The 18,499-nt window shown below is 64.3% G+C and carries 15 protein-coding genes; 11 read left to right on the top strand and 4 right to left on the bottom strand.

What is annotated here, in order from left to right; translation table 11 throughout:
• Positions 1-75 precede the first annotated feature (75 nt).
• From HWE04_RS00290 to HWE04_RS00300, 3 genes are all read right to left on the bottom strand, one after another.
• Positions 76-930: a diiron oxygenase gene (locus tag HWE04_RS00290; protein ID WP_241811170.1), complete on the bottom strand. Its 855-nt coding sequence runs from the start codon at positions 928-930 to the stop codon at positions 76-78.
• A gap of 138 nt (positions 931-1,068) precedes the next feature.
• Positions 1,069-1,959 carry a PhaM family polyhydroxyalkanoate granule multifunctional regulatory protein gene (locus tag HWE04_RS00295; protein ID WP_077236095.1) on the bottom strand — a complete coding sequence of 297 codons (891 nt, stop codon included), beginning with the start codon at positions 1,957-1,959 and terminating at the stop codon, positions 1,069-1,071.
• Positions 1,960-1,988: 29 nt separating this feature from the next.
• Positions 1,989-3,302: a branched-chain amino acid ABC transporter substrate-binding protein gene (locus tag HWE04_RS00300; RefSeq protein ID WP_039874083.1), complete on the bottom strand. Its 1,314-nt coding sequence runs from the start codon at positions 3,300-3,302 to the stop codon at positions 1,989-1,991.
• Positions 3,303-3,425: 123 nt separating this feature from the next.
• Here HWE04_RS00300 and HWE04_RS00305 point away from each other — a divergent pair, with 123 nt between their 5' ends.
• From HWE04_RS00305 to HWE04_RS00320, 4 genes are all read left to right on the top strand, one after another.
• A complete protein-coding gene (locus HWE04_RS00305; RefSeq protein ID WP_241811171.1) occupies positions 3,426-4,568 on the top strand; it encodes a DUF3108 domain-containing protein in 1,143 nt (380 codons plus the stop codon).
• 196 nt (positions 4,569-4,764) lie between these two features.
• Complete coding sequence (locus HWE04_RS00310; RefSeq protein ID WP_006461497.1) at positions 4,765-5,535, top strand: DUF3108 domain-containing protein; 771 nt, start codon at positions 4,765-4,767, stop codon at positions 5,533-5,535.
• 116 nt (positions 5,536-5,651) lie between these two features.
• On the top strand, positions 5,652-6,410 hold the full coding sequence (gene queC / locus HWE04_RS00315) for a 7-cyano-7-deazaguanine synthase QueC (protein ID WP_241811529.1): 759 nt from the start codon (positions 5,652-5,654) through the stop codon (positions 6,408-6,410).
• 38 nt (positions 6,411-6,448) lie between these two features.
• Entirely contained in the window at positions 6,449-7,636 is a 1,188-nt protein-coding gene (locus tag HWE04_RS00320; RefSeq protein ID WP_241811172.1) for a serine hydrolase domain-containing protein, read from the top strand.
• Positions 7,637-7,761: 125 nt separating this feature from the next.
• On the opposite strand, the gene HWE04_RS00325 is transcribed toward HWE04_RS00320, so the two are convergent.
• Positions 7,762-10,077 carry a penicillin-binding protein 1A gene (locus HWE04_RS00325; RefSeq protein ID WP_077236099.1) on the bottom strand — a complete coding sequence of 772 codons (2,316 nt, stop codon included), beginning with the start codon at positions 10,075-10,077 and terminating at the stop codon, positions 7,762-7,764.
• Between the two features lie 343 nt (positions 10,078-10,420).
• On the opposite strand from HWE04_RS00325, the gene pilM reads away from it, so the two are divergent.
• The 7 genes from pilM (at position 10,421) to HWE04_RS00360 (ending at position 18,374) form a co-directional block, all read left to right on the top strand.
• Entirely contained in the window at positions 10,421-11,320 is a 900-nt protein-coding gene (gene pilM / locus HWE04_RS00330; protein WP_241811173.1) for a pilus assembly protein PilM, read from the top strand.
• Complete coding sequence (locus HWE04_RS00335; RefSeq protein WP_241811174.1) at positions 11,317-11,892, top strand: PilN domain-containing protein; 576 nt, start codon at positions 11,317-11,319, stop codon at positions 11,890-11,892. Before pilM ends, HWE04_RS00335 begins: the two co-directional genes overlap by 4 nt.
• Entirely contained in the window at positions 11,889-12,467 is a 579-nt protein-coding gene (gene pilO / locus HWE04_RS00340) for a type 4a pilus biogenesis protein PilO (protein ID WP_241811175.1), read from the top strand. The genes HWE04_RS00335 and pilO overlap by 4 nt, the downstream gene beginning before the upstream one ends.
• Positions 12,464-13,159, top strand: coding sequence for a type II secretion system protein N (locus HWE04_RS00345; RefSeq protein ID WP_241811176.1), 696 nt, complete (start codon positions 12,464-12,466; stop codon positions 13,157-13,159). Before pilO ends, HWE04_RS00345 begins: the two co-directional genes overlap by 4 nt.
• The gene (locus HWE04_RS00350; protein WP_241811177.1) at positions 13,156-15,201 is read left to right on the top strand and encodes a type IV pilus secretin PilQ; all 2,046 of its coding nucleotides are present in this window, start codon (positions 13,156-13,158) and stop codon (positions 15,199-15,201) included. The genes HWE04_RS00345 and HWE04_RS00350 overlap by 4 nt, the downstream gene beginning before the upstream one ends.
• Positions 15,202-15,411: 210 nt before the next feature.
• A complete protein-coding gene (gene aroKB / locus HWE04_RS00355) occupies positions 15,412-17,220 on the top strand; it encodes a bifunctional shikimate kinase/3-dehydroquinate synthase AroKB (protein WP_241811178.1) in 1,809 nt (602 codons plus the stop codon).
• A gap of 2 nt (positions 17,221-17,222) precedes the next feature.
• Positions 17,223-18,374 carry a deoxyguanosinetriphosphate triphosphohydrolase gene (locus HWE04_RS00360; RefSeq protein WP_241811179.1) on the top strand — a complete coding sequence of 384 codons (1,152 nt, stop codon included), beginning with the start codon at positions 17,223-17,225 and terminating at the stop codon, positions 18,372-18,374.
• The last annotated feature ends 125 nt before the right edge of the window (positions 18,375-18,499 follow it).

The raw sequence follows: 18,499 nt of genomic DNA on the forward strand, positions 1-18,499 counted from the left end.
CCATGAAAAAAGCCGCAACCTGGGTTGCGGCTTGCGATTGTACTGCCTGTGCTATCCGGTGTGCTGCATCCGCACTCAGGCTGCGACAGCGCCCGCCGGCAGGATGCGCTGGGTCACTTCCTTGCGGTAGCGGTTCAGCTCCTGGACGTTGCTGAAGGTACGTTCGAACAACAGCGACATGTTGTGCAGGATGCGGTCCACGACCTTCTTTTCCCATTCGCCGTCGAACTTGATCTGGTTGTCCAGCCAGCGTTCCAGCCATTCCGGATCGGGCAGGCGGCTTTGCACGGTGTCGTTGGGGAACAGCGCCTGGTTCACGTGCAGGTTGGTCGGGTGCAGCGGCTTCTCGGTGCGGCGGGCCGATGCCATCAAGACACCGATCTTGGCGAAGGCTGCACGGGCCTTGTCGCCCACTTCGTTCAGGGCCTTCTTCATGTAGCGCAGATAGGCGCCACCGTGGCGGGCTTCATCCTGGCTGATGATCTTGTAGATCTGCTTGATGACCGGTTCGGTGTGCCAGTCGGCGGCGCAGCGGTACCAGTGGTTCAGGCGGATCTCGCCACAGAAGTGCAGCATCAGGGTTTCCAGCGGCGGGGCGGGATCGAACTCGAAACGCACGTTGTGCAGTTCTTCTTCGGTCGGGCACATGTCCGGACGGAAACGGCGCAGGTATTCCATCAGCACCAGCGAGTGCTTCTGTTCCTCGAAGAACCATACCGACATGAATGCCGAAAAATCGCTGTCCCCGCGATTGTCGCGCAGGAACATCTCGGTCGCCGGCAGTGCCGACCATTCCGTGATGGCATTCATGCGGATGGTCTGCGCCTGTTCGTCGGTGAGCAAGGAAGCGTCGAACTTGTCCCAGGGAACATCCTTATCCATATTCCAACGGACCTGCTCTAGCGATTTGAACAATTCTGGGTACAGCATCTCAGTAGGGACCTATATGCGTTAAGTGTTTGATTTTAACAAGATTTTCCTGAACCATACTAAAACGCTCAGGTTTCAGCAATATGACAGCCGGCCGGACGCGTCTGCGCCCAGGGCCAGGCAGTGCCATGGCGAGGATCAGGGGGAGATTGGCTTGCGGGAGGCTGGCTTCTTGTTTTGCCGGGATTGTACAACAGGCGTCCGGGCCGGGGCGCTCGTATTTGCCGCGCTCTTCGGGGCTTTCTTGACCGGTGGCTTCTTCGGCGCCGCCTTGACCGCCTTGCCAGCCTTGGGAGCGCCAGCCGGCTTGGCTTTGGGGCTGGCCTTGGACTTTGGTGACACTGTCTTATTTTCGCTACGCTTGGCCGGCTTGGGCGCCTTGGCGGGCTTCAACAAGGGCTCCTGGTCGGCCTGGGCGCCGGCCATCACATTGCCGACGGCATGCTTGAATTGCTCCTGCAACACATTCCACCAGGCGTTGGGATTGGCGATGGCGGACTGGAAATCGGGCGCGGGCGGGATAGCGAAACCGCCCTCTTCCCCTGGCGTGGCCGCTTCGGGCTGACGGTCTTGTCCTGCAGCAAGCTCGGGCTCCGCTTCGTCCGGGGCTTCCTCGGGCTCGTCGGCTGCGGGCTCAGGCTCGGCGCCAGCAGCAGCATCAGCAGCGGCACCCGGCCAAAGCGGGAAGCCGAAGGGGAACGGCGGCGGCGTGGCCGCCTCCTCATCGGCATCGCTGCCGGCGGCGGCTTCCGGGGTTCCACGCGAGGCCATGATGGCGCTCATGGCCTGCAGGGTGGACAAGGTGGCGCTCTGCACTTCCAGGGTCTGGATGGTGGCCTTGAGCATGTTCAGGTTCAGCTCCAGCCAGGAGGCGACGGTCTTGAGGTCGGAGATCTTCTTGTTGATATCCTCCACCGAAAGCGAGGGCGTGGCCATGGCCGGGGCGCCCATGCTGCTCCACATCTTCTTCATGAATTCGATGGTATCGCCTACCGAGCCGGCGCCCGGCATCTTGTCGTGGTTCAGCATTGGTCGCTCCTGTTGTCGTGTTCTGGTCGTCAGCGCGGCGGGCGCTGCATCCGGCATGAGCTCGGCAGTGCGGTCTGCTCGGCCGGGATGAAGCGCTCGGTGCGGAATCCATAGCCGCTGCCCTCATTGTCGAAGCGGATGCCGCCGCTATCGGCACGCTGCATCTGCATCAGGTACAGCGGCTGGATCAGCTGGTGATCCTCGGCCCGCATCGTGGCCTGGTGGAAAGCGTTCTGATAATGCGCGCCTTCCAGGGCATATGCAACCGCCTTGGGATCGGTGCTCCTGGCCTTTTCGATGGCCTTGACCAGCATCTCGATCATGACCTGCATGCGCAGGTAGAGGTAGTCATCCTTGGGCTGGGGATAGCGTTTGCGGAATTCCTGATAGTAGGCATCGCTGGGCGAACCGGGGTTCCCGCCCGCATTGGGGTGCCACTCCGCCACCGCCCGCACCACGCCCACGCCCGCCTCGCCAATGGCCGCCGGCGCGCCCAGGCTGTTGGCATAGAAGGTATAGAACTTGGCCTTGAAGCCGGCATCGCGCGCGGCCTTCACCAGCAGGGTGAGGTCATTGCCCCAGTTGCCGGTGATGACGGCGTCAGCCCCGGCGCTGCGCATCTTGGCGATGTAGGGGGCAAAATCCTTGATCTTGCCAATGGGGTGCAGCTCATCGCCGACGATGGCGATGTCGGGCCGCTTGGCCGCCAGTTGCTCTCGGGCGGCCTTGGCAACCTGGCGGCCGAAACTGTAGTCCTGGCCGATCAGGTAGACCTTGCGGGTCGCGGGATCGGCCTTGATGGCCTCGGTCAGGGCCTGCATGCGCATGTCGGCGCTGGCGTCGAAGCGGAAGTGCCAGAAGCTGCACTTCTCATTGGTCAGCGTCGGGTCCACCGCCGAATAGTTCAGGAACAGCACGCGGCGATCCGGTTCACGCTGGTTGTGCTTGTTGACCGCATCGATCAGGGCCGCCGCCACCGCCGAGCTGTTGCCCTCGATCAGGAAGGGGATGCGCTCGTCGGTCAACTGGCGCAATTGCACCAGCGAGTCTTCCACGCCGAGCTTGTTGTCGAAGGTGGAAAGCTGCAGCAGGTGCTTGCCATCGGGCAGGCTGACGCCACCGCGCGCGTTGATCCGTTCGATGGCATAGCTGATGTTGCGCACCACGGCCTCGCCGGCATTGGCAAAGGGGCCGGAAAGACCATCGATCATGCCGATGCGTACCGGTGGCAAGGCAGGCGCGCCCTGAACGCCCTGTACTGCATGTGCAGGCAACGACAGTGAAAGCGAGGAGGCGAGCAGCGCCGCGAGGGAGAGCAGACGGAAGGACAAGGACAGGTTCATCATTCGAAAGAGACAGCGTCAACAGAGCAAAGGCGCAAACGCGCATTGTACGTTGTTTGAATGACCGCTCTTTTGATCTCCGTCCCCACGACGCTGCAGGCGTGATCCGATAAACTGGCGCACATGAGCGAAGTTTCCCACCCACCCCGGCGCTGGCCGCGCCTGCTGCTGCTGATTGCACTGAGCCTGGCGCTGCACGCCCTGCTGGTGGACTGGGGACGGCGCCAGATCATCCTGCCGGGTGCCACGCAAGAACAGGCCATGACCGTGGAACTGCGCCCCCTCCCACCACCCGAGCAACCGGTGGCGCTGCCGGTTCCCAGACCGACGCAACCGCGTGCAGCCAAGCCGGCCAGTCGTCAAGCCGCGCCGGCGCGCCGCAGCGAGCCCTCCATCGAACCGCCTGATGAACCGATACGGGAGACCGTCGAGCCCATCTATACACCCGCCCCCGAAGCGCCGCATTCCGCGCCCGCCACCGCGACGGCCACGGCATCGGACGATGGCACTGGCAAGACCTCGGATGGCAAGGGCCAGGGAACGGCGGGCGCCGCCGCCGAGGGCGGCCAAGCCCAAAGCGATGCGCCCGGCAAGTCCTACCAGACCAGCGCACCACCAAGCGTACTGCTGCGCTACGACGCCACCGGCACCAAGGATGGACGGGCCAGCTACGGCCGTGGCAGCATCGCCTGGCGCAATGACGGCCCGCATTACAGCGTCGAGGGCAAGGCCAAGGTCCTGGTGTTTACCGTGCTCAACTTCACCAGCCAGGGCGACCTGGATGGAAATGGCCTGTCACCGGAGCTGTACACCGAACAGACCGGCTTCAAGTCGGCCACCAACACCCACTTCAACCGCGAGCGCAACGTGGTCAGCTTTTCTGCCTCGACCACCACCTATCCACGACGCGGCGGCGAACAGGATCGCGGCAGTGTCATCTGGCAGCTGGCTGCCATCGGTCGCGGCGACCCCGCGCAGTTCCGGGCCGGTGCGGTGATCGACATGTTCGTGGCGGGCGTGCGCGATGGCGAGGTCTGGCGCATGCAGGTGCAGGGCGAAGAAGACGTGACGCTACCCATCGGGCAGTTGCATACCTGGCATGTGGTCCGCATGCCCAAACCCGGCTCTTATGATGATCGCGTCGACATCTGGCTGGCGCCCCAGCACGAGTGGTATCCGGTGCGGGTGCGCTATACCGAACCACCTTCCCGGGGAGGAGATTTCATCGACCTGTCGCTCTCCGGCATGGAAGCCTTGCCGCCATGAGTCCTGCCGCATTCGCGAAGTCCTGTCAAAATCCGAAACAATTGCGCACAATTGCGCCCCCGGGATAGCCGAACCGTCAGCAATGATCGCAGTCGTATCCGTAGTCATATGATTTCCGACCGCTCCGAAAGCCATCCGCTGTCTACCATCCCGATGGCCCGAACCCATCCACAGAGACCACTACGAAGAGCTCGCCATGAACCGTATCCCCCACCGCCTCCTGACACGATTTTCCGCCCTGACCCTGGCCGGCCTGCTGGCCAGTGGCCCGCTGCTGGCCGCCGATGGCCCGCACCCGGTCGAAAAGCGTCCCTTCAATCTGCCGCCGTCGGCCGAGCTGCACTATGCCATCCAGGCCAAGCAGAGCGGACTCGACCTCAAGGGTGAGGGCCTGGTGAAGTGGACCCAGAGCAAGACCGCCTACAGCGTCACCACCGAGACCCGGGCGATGCTCCTGGGCAAGATCCTGGAAACCAGTAGCGAAGGCGCCATCGATGCCTACGGCCTGGCGCCGTCCCGTTTCGTGGAAAAGCGCCTGCGTCGCGAACCCACCACCACCACCTTCAACCGCGAGCAGAACAAGATCACCTTCACCGAATCCGGCGAGAGTTTCCCGCTGCAGGGGGGCGAGCAGGATCGCACCGGCATCACCTGGCAGTTCGTGGCCATCGCGCGCGCCAATGCCGCCAAGATGAAGCCAGGGTCGGAATGGAAGTTCTTCGTGGCCGGACCGCGTGATGCCGAACAGTGGACCTTCAAGGTGATCGGTCGCGAAAAGATCAAGACCGCCCAGGGCGAAACCGAGGCGCTGCACCTGTTCCGCAACCCGCCGCCGGACGACCAGGCCCAGAAACTCGATATCTGGCTGGCCCCCAAGATGGAGTGGTATCCGGTGCGTCTGAAATTCACCGATCCCAATGGCGACTATATCGAGCAGGTGCTGGATTCGGTCAGCAAAACCAACTAAGCTAGCTTCCCACGCAAGGTGCGGGGCCTGGCCGGCAGGGATGCCGCCAGGCCCCGCGTCCATCGCCCCATCCTTCCATCCTCCCAGCCAGCACTGAGCCAGAAACCATGTCCTCCATGTCCGCCACCTCCGCCATCGCCCCGACCCTGAACACCCAGAGCGCCCTGGTGCTTTTCTCCGGCGGTCAGGATTCCACCACCTGTCTGGCCTGGGCGCTGTCGCGCTACCAGCGCGTGGAAACCATCGGCTTCGACTATGGCCAGCGCCACGCCATCGAACTGGAAGTGCGTCCGGCCCTGCTGGAGAAGATGAAGGGCTTTTCCGCCGACTGGCAGGTGCGTCTGGGCGAGGATCACATGATCGACCTGTCGCTGATCGGCAAGATTTCCGACACCGCGCTCACCCGCGACGTCGAAATCACTATGCAGGACAATGGCCTGCCCAATACCTTCGTCCCGGGCCGCAACCTGCTGTTCATGACGGTGGCCGCGACCCTGGCATATCGACGCGGCCTGAACGTACTGGTGGGCGGCATGTGCGAAACCGATTTCTCCGGCTATCCCGATTGCCGTGACGACACCATGAAGGCCCTGCAGGTGGCGCTCAACCTGGGCATGGCCACGCAACTCAAGGTCGAGACACCGCTGATGTGGATCGACAAGGCCCAGACCTGGGCGCTGGCCGAATCGCTGGGCGGCCAGGCGCTGGTGGACCTGATCCGCGCAGACACCCACACCTGTTACCTGGGCGAGCGCGGCCAGTTGCATGACTGGGGCCATGGCTGCGGCACCTGCCCGGCCTGCCAGTTGCGCGCACGCGGCTACGAGCAATACGTGCAAGACGTACAGAACAGGGCAAGCAAAAAGATCGGCTGATCAGGCACAATAGGCTCACTCCAAAAAGAACGAGCCCCATGCCCAGCCCACGTACCTCCCAGCGCCTCGCCCGCGGCGCTGCTGCCCTGCTGATCCTGCTGGCCGGCGCCGAGATCGGGCGTCGTGTCGCCGATCTGCCCAGCCTGCCGGCGCTGGTCGACCTGCAGTTCGACCTGACGCCGCGCAGCCAGAGCTACAAGGTCTTCGACGCCAATCCCATCGCCCGTTCCAGTCATCCGCAAGCGCTGCCGGTGGCGTTGCGGCCGCTGGAAATCAACGTGCCATGGAAGAAGAATGGCCAGCTCAGCATGGCCGATTTCCTCAAGACCACTGCCACCCACGCCTTCGTGGTGGTGCAGGATGGCAGCGTCGTCTACGAGCGCTACATCGACGGCTTCGATGCCAATTCCCGCTTCACGTCCTTCTCGGTGGCCAAATCCTTTGTCTCGGCGCTGACCGGCGTGGCCTTGATGCAAGGCAAGATCAAGTCGCTGGACGAGCCCATCGGTCACTACCTCAAGAGCGATGAACTGGCCCCCGCCTACGCCGGCATTACCATCGGCCAGCTACTGGACATGCGTTCCGGCATCGACGTCGACGAGCGCTATGCGGGGTCGCTGACCTCACCGGTGGTGCGCATGTTCGTCAGCACCGACCTGCACAGTTTCCTGGCCCGGCGCCATGGCTTGCGCTTCGCACCCGGCGAACGGTTCGAATATCGCAGCGTCGATACCCTGGTGCTGTCGCGGGTACTGGCGCGCGCGACCGGCATGCCCCTGTCCGACTACGCGCAGCAGGCCTTGTGGGAACCGCTGGGCATGGAGCAGGATGCCAGCTGGAGCGTGGACAGCCGCAAGCACGGCGTGGAAAAGGCGTTCTGCTGCCTCAACACCACCGCGCGCGAATTCGCCCGCCTGGGTCTGCTCTATCTGAACCAGGGACGCATCGGCGAGCGCCAGGTGGTCAGCACCACATGGGCCAACGAACCGCGACGTCCGGACAACCGCAGCGACATCCTCGAATACCGCGATGGCTGGTGGATTCCACCGGGCAATGCGCAGGACCAGGACTTCTCGGCCATCGGCGTATTCGGACAGTACATCTACGTCAATCCGGCGACCCGCACCGTCATCGTCAAGCTGAGCGACTACGGCGCCGAACAGGACGAAGTCCTGACCACGCTGGCCATGCGCAGGATCAGTCATTACCTGGCCGGCCGGGACTGAGCTCCGCGCTGCCGGCAGCCATAAAAAAACCGCTGGTCACGCTCTCGCGACCGGCGGTTTTGCATGGGATCAACAGAAAATCTAAACGATATAAATCATTATCTGATCGTTCCTTCCAGGCAGACTCAGAACAACTCGTTCTTCATCTGGGTCTTGGCCTTTTCTTCTTCAGGCGTGAGGCCACTGCGATCACCCATGCCCAGGTCACGCACCATGGCGCTGGGCGGGAACTCTGCGTAGTAATACTCGCCGCCGGATTCGATCACGCCGTCCGGGACCTTGCGATCCACGTTGGGCACATCCTTGAGCGCCTTGGACATGTAGCTGATCCACACCGGCAGGGCCAGGCCGCCGCCGGTTTCACGGTCGCCCAGGCTCTTGGGCTGGTCGTAGCCGATCCAGGCAATCGCGGTCAGGCCGGGCTGGTAGCCGGCGAACCAGGCATCCATGGAGTCGTTTGTGGTACCGGTCTTGCCGGCCAGGTCGGTACGCTTCAGCGACAGCGCCTTGACCGCCGTGCCATGACGCACCACATCGCGCAGCATGCTGTCCATGATGAAGGCGTTGCGGGCATCGATGACACGGTTTGATTCATCCTCTGCGGTAGCCGGCTTGGCCTGCGAGAGCACTTCGCCGTTGCTGTCGGTGACCTTGGTGATCAGATAGGGATTGACCTTGTAGCCGCCGTTGGCGAACACCGAATACGCACCCACCATCTGCAGCGGGGTGACGTTGCCCGCACCCAGCGCCAGGGTCAGGTAGGGCGGGTTCTTGTCGGCGTCGAAGCCGAAGCGGGTGATGTACTCCTGCGCATACTTCACACCCACGCGCTCCAGGATGCGGATGGAAACGAGGTTGATCGACTTCTGCAGCGCGCGGCGCATCGAGATCGGGCCCTCGAACTTGCCGCCGTAGTTCTTCGGCTGCCACACCTGGCCACCGGTCTGGGTGAAGGTCAGCGGCGCATCATTGATGATGGTGGCCGGCGACAGGCCCTTTTCCAGCGAAGAAGAATAGATGAAGGGCTTGAACGACGAACCCGGCTGACGCCAGGCCTGGGTGACGTGGTTGAACTTGTTGCGGTTGAAGTCGAAGCCGCCCACCAGCGAGCGGATCGCGCCATCCTGCGAGTTCACCGAAACGAAGGCCGATTCCACTTCCGGCATCTGGGTGATGATCCAGGCCTTGCCGTCCTGGAAGACGCGAATGATGGCGCCGCGACGGATCTTCTTCTGCGGGGGGGCCTTGTCCGACAGCAGGTTGGCGCCGAAGCCCAGGCCGGCGCCGGAAATGCTGATCTCCTCGCCGGTGGAGAGCATGGCCGTGATTTCCTTGGGCTTGGCATCCAGCACCACGGCCGCGACCATGTCATCGCTGTCGGGGTGATCGGCCAGCTCCACTTCCACGGCGTCTTCCACGGCTTCCTTGGTGGCGTTGTCCGGCAGGTCCATGTAGCCTTCCGGACCGCGATAGCCATGCCGGCGCTCATAGTCGATGATGCCGCGACGCAGGGCGATGTAGGCCGCGTCCTGGTCGGTCTTGGTGATGGTGGTGAAGACGTTCAGGCCGCGGGTATAGGTCTCGTCCTTGTATTGCGCGTAGACCAGCTGGCGCGCCATTTCGGCCACATATTCGGCATGCATGCCGAAGGCGGAACTGTCACCCTTGACCCGCAGTTCCTCGTCCTTGGCTTCCTGGTATTGCGCATCGGTGATGTAACCCAGCTGGCGCATGCGCAGCAGGATGTATTGCTGGCGCGCATGGGCGCGCTTGGGATTGACCACCGGGTTGTAGGCTGACGGCGCCTTGGGCAGGCCGGCCAGCATCGCGGCTTCGGCGATGCTGATGTCCTTCAGTTGCTTGCCGAAATAGATCTGGGCGGCCGAGGCGAAGCCATAGGCGCGCTGGCCCAGATAGATCTGGTTCATGTAGACCTCAAGGATCTGGTCCTTGGTGAGGTTGTTCTCGATCTTCCAGGCCAGCGGGATTTCATAGAAGAACTTGCGCGTGGCCTTCTGCAGGAAGGTCGGCTCGTTGCTGGTCAGGAAGAAATTGCGCGCCACCTGCTGGGTGATGGTGGAAGCACCCCCGCCACCGCCGGAGAGATTGGAGAAGGTAGCCCGGGCAATGCCCTGGTAATCGACGCCGCCGTGCTCGTAGAAGCGGTCATCCTCGATGGCCAGCACGGCCTTCTTCATGATCTCCGGGATGTCCTTGAAGTGCACCAGGTTGCGGCGTTCCTCGCCGAATTCGCCGATCAGCACGCCATCGGCCGAGAAGATGCGCAGCGGGATCTTGGGACGGTAATCGGTCAGCGTATCGAGGTCGGGCAGCTTGGGATAGGTCAGCGCGACAATGAAGGTCACGCCCAGCGCCACCATCACGACCAGGCCCAGCACCGTGCCGAACAGGCCCAGGAGGATGCGCAGCGACCAGTGCATGCGCTTGCGCGGGGCCTTTCCTGCGGGTTTATCCGCCGCCGATGCCGGTTGGTGTTGATCGCCGCCGTTGGAAGATGAAGACATTCGAGATAAGCGTTAAAGCAGGCCGGAGCCGGGTTGGAAGAAACAAGCCCGCATTATAGCGGCTCGCCCTGACGGGCCGCGCGGCCAGGTGTTGCAAATAGACCAAAGCACAGGAGCGCGGTTCCGACCAGGATGGCCGGAAGTGAAGCAATTGACATCATTTACTGCAAATTGACAGGCATTCCTCAAGTTTCCGCTATTCCCCCGCCTTCCCGCCGGCCAGACAATTCCCCCTTTTCCCTTGCGAAAGAACTGCGGCATGGCTAGTTCCCTCTTTCCTTCCCGCCGGATGTCGGCGCGCCTGTGCGCCGGAGTCGATATCGGTCCTGACCGGGTCCAACTGGCCTTGCTGCGCCGCTGCGGCCAGCGCGCCCAACTGCTGCGCCTGGATCAGCGCCTGTCGGCCAGGCCCCTGTGCCGCGATGGCCAGGTGGTCGACTTCGATGCACTGGTGCTGATCTGCCGCTCGCTGCTGGAAAACCCGGTGTGCCAGGGCGGCACCCTGGCGCTGGCCCTGCCGGCAGCGACCCTGACCGGCCGTCGCCTGGTCCTGCCGGCCGGCTCCAGCGAGGTCCAGCGCCTGGCACAGGTGCGCGCCGAAATGGCCGCCCATGGCGCTTCCGCCGAAGAGCAGGTACTGGATTACCGGATACTCGGTCCACAACCGGCCTCACCCGCCGACGTCCAGGTGCTGGCGCTGGCCGCCTCGACGCTGGCCATCGAAGACCGGCTGGCACTGGCCGAGGCCCTGAATCGCTCCCTGGCGACGCTGGCACCGGAGGACCTGTGCCTGGCCGCCTGGTTGCGCGACGAGCGGCGCGCCGACCAGACTGCGGTGTTGCGGCTGGACCGCGGCGGCAACTGGCTGCTGCACGGCAGGGGCCCGGCCCACAACCTGCCGGCGCAGGCTGCCGCAGGCGGAGCGCTGCCCCTGCTGGCCAGCGTGGCGCCGCTGCTCAAACCCCTGCCGCGCAGATTGCTGCTCAGCGGCGACCACCCTCAGCTGGGCGCCATCGGGCGCGCCTTCGTCAAATATGCCGGCATCGATGCGCAGCTCGCCCCCATCCCCTCACCGCTGATGCTGTCCTCCGCGATTGCCGCGCAAATCCCGGCCGACTATCAGTTGGCCCTGGCCCTGGCGTGGGAGGGCATGGCATGAAGCCAAGCTTCGCAAGTTTCGCAAGTTTCGATTTCTCGCGCACCCCGCAGCAGCGTCGCCGCCAGCGCGAACTGGGCTTCTATCGCTGGCTGGCAGCAGCTGCGCTGCTGGGCTGCCTGATCGCCACAGTACCCGGCCTGCGGGTGTGGTGGCACACGGCATCGCTGCAGCAGGCCAATGCCATGCTGAGCCAGGAGCTGCAAAAGATGGCGCCCCTGGTGCAACAGACCAGCGCACTGCGCGCCCGCATCGAAGCGCTCAACACACAGCTGAGTGTGCAAGAACAACTGGCCCGACGGCGCCAGCAGGCCATCCAGTTGCTGCGCGGCGCGGCCCAGGCCGGCAACCCGCAGACCCGTCTGCAGCGAGTCATGCTGCAAGCCGGGCGGGCCGAGCTTCGCGGCCATGCGACAAGCGCGCAAGCGGTGCAGGAATACGCTGCAGCGCTCACCGGTGCCGGCCTGGACGGTGCCACCCTCAATGATCTGCACGCCGAAGATCGTGGTTACGCCTTCAGCATCGTCATCCCCTTGGCATCACCCGCCGCGAACGCCACCCAGGAGCCGAAATGAAACGTGCAAGCCTGCGTACCCATCCGGCCCACTGGCCCCGGCCGGCACGGCTGGCGCTGTACCTGCTGACAACGCTGGCGTGCGCGGCCAGCGGGCTGTTGCTGGCGGTCGAAGAACTGGACGAATCGCGCCAGTCTGCCCAACGGCAACAGCAGGACCTGCGCGTGCAGTATCAATCCGCCCTGAACCAGGTCGCGCTGCGGGATGGCCTGCAGTCGCGCCAGACCGCGCTGGAGATGCAACTGGTCGCGCAACAGGTTCAGCTATGGCGCCCCGACCAGCAGCAATCCGAACTGTTGCATGCCAAGCTGGCGCGCCGCGCCGAGGAGCATGGTCTGGTACTGACCTCCTTCCAGCCCCAGCCCGGCAAACTGAGCGCCACCATCAGCCTGCGTGGCAAGCATGCGGGCCTGCTGCGCTTCGTCGAACAGGTCAGTCGGCCACCGATGCCGGTGCTCTTCGAGAACCTGGAGATCACCAGCGAGCGCGGCACGCAGGCGGCCTTGCTGATGAAGGCCACGGTCTCCGCCCCCACCGGCAATGCCAAGTCGGCTTCCGTGGAGTCCCCACCATGAGCGTGCTTTCCCTCGCCTCGCTGATGCTTGCGCCGGTGTTGCTGGCCGCGACCGCCTATGCCGCGCTGGTGACACTGGAACACCCTGACGAGGCCACGGCAACCCGGCAGTGGATCACCCTCAGCCGTGAACAGTCATTGCGCCTGCCACCCGCCACAGCGTCGGCCTCGCGCCCGCCTGCGGGAGAAATCGAACATCCCTCGTCCGACCTTCCCGATCCATTCCAACTCGAAGATGAAGCGGCGACAGCAACGCTCACGTCACGGCAGGCGCGCGGCAAAGCCAGCCCTGCGACGGAAAGCGAGGAAGAGGAAGACCTTGCTGTTGCAGCTGTTACAGCCGTTGCCGCCCCATCACCATCCTCCGCCCCGGCAACACCCGCACGTCCGGCGCTGCGCCTGCTGGGTACGCTACGTCGTAACGATCAGCGGATCGCACTGGTGGAGCTGGACGGCGCCACCCGCCGCCTGCAGGTCGGCGACCAGCTTCCCGGCGCGCTGGGCGAAGTGCTGGCGGTGCACGAAGACCAGATCGCCCTCCACCACGCCGGGTCGACCCAGACCATCACGATGGAAAATTACGCGGCCGGTGCGCTGCCAACCGTGACGCCCTACCCACGCAATGCACGCAACCAGCGCCTGTCACCGCGCAGCAACGGGCGCCGGCTGATCCGCCCCGGGAGCCGGCCATGAGAACCCTGCTGCTCTTGTTCGCCGGTCTGCTGTCCCTGTCACCTTGGCCGACCCTGGCCGAGAACCGCCTTTACGGCATCGGTATCCAGTACCGCCCGCAAGGGCTCACACTGAGCCTGCAACTGTCCCATCCCGTGGACCCCGCACAGGTAGGCGCATTCCAGCTGCTTGATCCAGCACAACTGGTACTGGACCTGCCAAAGACCACGCCTGCCGACATGCTGCCCCGCGCGCTGGCCGGCAGCGGCCTGCTCAAGCGCGTGCTGGTGGCCGCCGACGACGACCGGCTGCGGCTGCAACTGCAGCTCAAGCACGCCGTCAGCCATCGTCTGCGGGTCGAGGATGCTCGCCTGCTGGTCGAACTCGACCAGCGCGCCGCGCCCGAGCCCGGCGCACTGCAGAACATCGACTTTCGCCGCGGCGGCGCCGGCGAGGGACAACTGATACTGGAGCTGGGCGCGGCCGATCAACCGCTGCAGGTCCGTCAAATGGGCCGGCGCCTGGTGGTGGACATCGGCGGTGCCAGCCTGTCACCGGACCTGCAGCGGCCGGTCGAGGTCGGGCGTTTCGCCACCCCCGTGACGCAATACCATGCCTACCCGTACGAACAAGGCGTACGCGTGATGCTCGAAACGCAGGGCCAATGGCGCTACCAGGCCTATCAGAGCGGTCGCCGTCTGGTGATCGACGTGTTGCCCGTCACCGGCGGCAGCACCGTCCCCGCTTCCTCCGGAACACCGACCGACAAGCACGATGGCGGCGACAGGTTATCGCTCAATTTCCAGAACATCGACATCCGCACCGTCCTGCAGGTCCTGGCCGATTACAGCGACGTCAATCTCGTGGCCAGCGACGCCGTGGCCGGGCAGTTGAGCCTGCGCCTGAGGGATGTCCCCTGGGATCAGGCGCTGGACCTGATCCTGCAGGCCGGGCGACTGGAGATGCGGCGCACTGGCGAGGTACTGTGGATCGCCCCGCGCGAGGAAATGCAGGCGCGCGAACGCCAGGAGCTGGAACAGAAAGCCCTGATCGCCGACCTGGAGCCGCTGCATGCCGAGAGCTTCCAGCTCAACTACCAGCGCGCCGACACCCTGCGCCGCGCACTGGGCATCGGCGAAGACGGCAACACCCAGGCCGGGCGTCGCAACACCCTGCTATCCCGCCGTGGCAGCGCCATGATCGACCATCACACCAACCAGTTGCTGGTGACCGACACCCTGGCCGTTCTGGCCAACGTGCGCAAGCTGATCGAGCGCATCGACGTGGCGGCACGCCAGGTCCTCATCGAGGCCCGCATCGTCGAAGCTGACGACAGCTTCGCCCGCAACCTCGGCGTCAAGCTCGGGCTGGCGGCGACCACCCGCGGCGCAGCGGTGGGCAACACTTATGCAGCCATCGGCGAGCAGACCCGGCAGACGCCACCCACACCGGGTCTCTACCTGAGCGAACCAGCCCTGAACCTGCGCGCCGAGCCATTGAGCGGTGCCACTCCGGGCAGCTTCGGCTTTACCCTCTTCAACGCCGCCGCCCAGCGCTTCCTCAACGTCGAACTCTCGGCCCTGGAAGCCGACGGGCGCGGCAAGATCGTCTCCAGTCCGCGCCTGATCACCGCCGACCAGCAGGCGGCCCTGATCGAACAGGGCGAGGAAATCCCCTACCAGCAGGCCGCTGGCAATGGCACCACCGCCACCGCATTCAAGAAAGCCAACCTGAAGCTGGAAGTGACGCCCCAGATCACCCCCGACGGCAATGTGATCCTCGACGTCGACCTCAACAAGGACAGCCGGGGCAACGTCACCCCGGGCGGCCTGGCGATCAACACCAAGCACGTCAAGACCAAGGTCCAGGTCGAAGATGGCGGCACGGTGGTCATCGGCGGCATCTATACCCAGACCGACAATGACCATGAAACCCGGGTACCGTTGCTGGGCGACATCCCCATCCTGGGCGCCCTCTTCCGCAGCAACAGCCGGGTGCGCGACAAGACCGAACTGCTGATCTTCCTCACACCCCGCATCGTCGCACCGCCGCGCCCGTATTGACGCCCGTTGCCCCCCGGCGGGCTGTCCAGCCCGATTTTTCCCGGCGGCGGCACAAAGAACGGTAAAATCGCTGTTCCAGGCCCGTACCGCCGGGCGCAAGCCGGCCGGCGGCCGGCCCGGACACCGCCCACCGGGCGGCGGGTGACCGTGCCGTCAGATGCGCGGCGCCATCGACATTGGCCAGTAGCGCAGAGCGCAGAATTCTTAGATATGACTGGAAGCATCTTCCTTGTCGGCCTGATGGGAGCCGGCAAGACCACCATAGGCCGGGCCCTGGCCAAGAAGCTGAACAAGCGCTTCGTCGATTCGGACCACGAGATCGAGGCGCGCACCGGCGCCACCATCCCGGTGATCTTCGAGATCGAGGGCGAGGAAAGCTTCCGCCGCCGCGAAGCGGAGGTGATCCGCGAACTCTCGGCCCAGCCCGACATCGTGCTGGCCACCGGTGGCGGCGCCGTCCTGCGTGCCGAGAATCGTGAAAACCTCAAGAAGGGCGGCACCGTCGTCTACCTGCGGGCCAGCATCAACCAGATTCTCCAGCGCACCGGGCGCGACAAGAACCGCCCGCTGCTGCAGACCGCCGACCCGCGTCGCAAGCTGGAAGAACTCTCGCGCCAGCGTGACCCGCTCTACCGCGAGGTGGCCGACTTCGTGATCGAAACCAACCGGCCCAATGTCCAGTTCCTGGTACAGACCATCATCAGCCATCTGGAACTCTCACCCAAGGAGGGTGCCTGGCAGCCCTCGGCGGAGGCTGATGGAGCGCAGGCCGATGAAACCGTCGTCGTCGAACGCAGCAGCGCGCTGGTCACCCGTACCGCCGACGGTACTACGGTGGTCGCCACCAGCCATTTCTCCCACACCTTCCATGGCGCTGCCGGCGCCGAACCCAGCCATCACCGCATGAACCAGAACACCGCCTCCACCGCCATCCACCCGATCACCCTCAACGTAGACCTGGGCGAGCGCAGCTACCCCATCCACATCGGTCGCGGCCTGCTGGACGATGCGTCCCTGCTGCCGCAATACGTCAAGGGCAAGCGCGTGGCCATCGTCACCAACGATACGGTCGGCCCCCTGTACTTGGACAAGGTCGCCAACGCCCTGCGCGCTGCCGGCAAACAGGTCAGCGAAATCGTGCTGCCCGACGGCGAGGAAGAAAAGAACTGGGCCAGCCTGATGAAGATCTTCGACCGCCTGCTGGCCGACAAGTGTGATCGCAAGACCACCCTGGTCGCCCTGGGCGGCGGTGTGATTGGCGACCTGACCGGCTTTGCCGCTGCCTCCTACATGCGCGGCGTACCCTTCGTGCAGGTGCCGACCACCCTGCTCTCGCAGGTCGATTCCTCGGTGGGCGGCAAGACCGGCATCAACCATCCGCTGGGCAAGAACATGATCGGCGCCTTCTACCAGCCGCAGGCCGTCATCGCCGACACCGCCACCCTGCATACCCTGCCCGCGCGCGAACTGGCCGCCGGCATCGCCGAAGTCATCAAGCATGGCGCCATCATCGATGCGCCCTTCTTCGACTGGATCGAAACCAATATCGCCCAACTGGTCTCCAAGGACGATGCTGCCCTGGCCTATGCCATCCAGCGCTCCTGCGAAATCAAGGCCGACGTGGTGCGCCAGGATGAACGCGAAGGTGGCCTGCGCGCCATCCTCAACTTCGGCCACACCTTCGGCCACGCCATCGAAAACGGCCTGGGCTACGGCCAATGGCTGCACGGTGAAGCCGTCGGTTGCGGCATGGTCATGGCGGCCGACCTGTCGCAGCGACTGGGCTATATCGATGCCGGCACGCGGGACCGCATCCAGGCAGTCGCCGCCGCAACGGGCCTGCCGACGGTGGCCCCCAGCCTCGGTACCGAACGCTGGCTGGAACTGATGGAAGTGGACAAGAAAAACGAAGGCGGCCAGATCAAGTTCATCCTGATCAAACCGCTGGGCAGCCCCCTGATCACCAACGTGCCGCAGGAATTGCTCTTGCAAACCCTGGCGGCCTGCACCGGAGAGTAAGCATGCACGCTGAAGCGCCCCCCCGTCTGGCTCCCTATGCCGCCCACTCGGCAAGCTCGCGGGGCCGGCGCTTCAGTGAAACCCCGCCCGGCTCGCGCAGCGAATTCCAGCGTGACCGCGATCGTATCGTCCACTCCACCGCCTTCCGCCGTCTCGAATACAAGACCCAGGTCTTCGTCAATCACGAAGGCGACCTGTTCCGTACCCGCCTGACCCACAGCATCGAAGTCGCGCAGATTGCTCGCTCCTGCGCCCGCAACCTGCAACTCAACGAAGACCTGGTCGAAGCCATCTCCCTGGCCCACGACCTGGGCCACACGCCGTTCGGCCACGCCGGCCAGGATGAGCTGAACCACTGCATGAAGCACCACGGCGGCTTCGAGCACAACCTGCAGAGCCTGCGCGTGGTCGATGAGCTGGAGCAGCACTATGGCGCCTTCGATGGTCTGAATCTCACCTTCGAAACCCGCGAAGGCATCCTCAAGCACTGCTCGCTGCACAATGCCCGACAACTGGGGGACATCGGCGTACGCTTCCTGGAAAAGAAACAGCCCTCGCTGGAAGCCCAGCTGGCCAACCTGGCCGACGAGATCGCCTACAACAACCACGACATCGACGACGGCCTGCGCTCGGGCCTGCTGACCATGGAGCTGATGAGCGAAGTGGATTTCTTTGCCCGCCATCTGCGCGAAGTCGAACAGACCTATCCCGGCATCACCGGTCGCCGCGTGATCCATGAGACGGTCCGCCGCATGATCAACGCGCTCATCGTCGACCTGATCCAGACCGCGAGCGTGCGCATCTCCGAGCTCGCGCCACGCGACATCGAGGATGTCCGCAACGCCCCGCCGCTCATTGCCTTCTCCGATGCCATGGCCGGCGAAGCGGCAGTGCTGAAGAAATTCCTGCGTGAAAAGCTCTACCGTCACTATCAGGTCAACCGCATGACCGCCAAGGCGCGGCGCATCATTGCCGAGATGTTTTCCGCCTTCATGGGCCAGCCCAGCCTGCTGCCACCGGACTATCAGGTCAAGGCAATGCATGATGACGCCCAGCAGCTGGACAAGCAGGCAAGAAAGGTCGCCGACTACATCGCCGGCATGACCGACCGTTACGCCATCCGCGAACATCGTCGCCTGTTCGTCATGGAATGAGCGGAGCAGGCTTTCCAGCTCATCCACATCCACGTCCATATCTACATACTCATCGTCACTGAACGCAGCGTTTCGATACGCTGCGTTTTCTCTCAGCTCATCCTTGGCAGCATGTCATCGTGATT

It is taken from the genome of Herbaspirillum sp. C7C2, from assembly GCF_022627865.1.
GTDB lineage: Bacteria > Pseudomonadota > Gammaproteobacteria > Burkholderiales > Burkholderiaceae_D > Herbaspirillum > Herbaspirillum frisingense.

Bases quoted from the DNA above. Each gene is read 5' to 3' on its own strand.
- HWE04_RS00290 (WP_241811170.1), bottom strand. From the start codon at position 930: ATGCTGTACCCAGAATTGTTCAAATCGCTAGAGCAGGTCCGTTGGAAT.
- HWE04_RS00295 (WP_077236095.1), bottom strand. From the start codon at position 1,959: ATGCTGAACCACGACAAGATGCCGGGCGCCGGCTCGGTAGGCGATACC.
- HWE04_RS00300 (WP_039874083.1), bottom strand. From the start codon at position 3,302: ATGAACCTGTCCTTGTCCTTCCGTCTGCTCTCCCTCGCGGCGCTGCTC.
- HWE04_RS00305 (WP_241811171.1), top strand. From the start codon at position 3,426: ATGAGCGAAGTTTCCCACCCACCCCGGCGCTGGCCGCGCCTGCTGCTG.
- HWE04_RS00310 (WP_006461497.1), top strand. From the start codon at position 4,765: ATGAACCGTATCCCCCACCGCCTCCTGACACGATTTTCCGCCCTGACC.
- queC (WP_241811529.1), top strand. From the start codon at position 5,652: ATGTCCGCCACCTCCGCCATCGCCCCGACCCTGAACACCCAGAGCGCC.
- HWE04_RS00320 (WP_241811172.1), top strand. From the start codon at position 6,449: ATGCCCAGCCCACGTACCTCCCAGCGCCTCGCCCGCGGCGCTGCTGCC.
- HWE04_RS00325 (WP_077236099.1), bottom strand. From the start codon at position 10,077: ATGCACTGGTCGCTGCGCATCCTCCTGGGCCTGTTCGGCACGGTGCTG.
- pilM (WP_241811173.1), top strand. From the start codon at position 10,421: ATGGCTAGTTCCCTCTTTCCTTCCCGCCGGATGTCGGCGCGCCTGTGC.
- HWE04_RS00335 (WP_241811174.1), top strand. From the start codon at position 11,317: ATGAAGCCAAGCTTCGCAAGTTTCGCAAGTTTCGATTTCTCGCGCACC.
- pilO (WP_241811175.1), top strand. From the start codon at position 11,889: ATGAAACGTGCAAGCCTGCGTACCCATCCGGCCCACTGGCCCCGGCCG.
- HWE04_RS00345 (WP_241811176.1), top strand. From the start codon at position 12,464: ATGAGCGTGCTTTCCCTCGCCTCGCTGATGCTTGCGCCGGTGTTGCTG.
- HWE04_RS00350 (WP_241811177.1), top strand. From the start codon at position 13,156: ATGAGAACCCTGCTGCTCTTGTTCGCCGGTCTGCTGTCCCTGTCACCT.
- aroKB (WP_241811178.1), top strand. From the start codon at position 15,412: ATGACTGGAAGCATCTTCCTTGTCGGCCTGATGGGAGCCGGCAAGACC.
- HWE04_RS00360 (WP_241811179.1), top strand. From the start codon at position 17,223: ATGCACGCTGAAGCGCCCCCCCGTCTGGCTCCCTATGCCGCCCACTCG.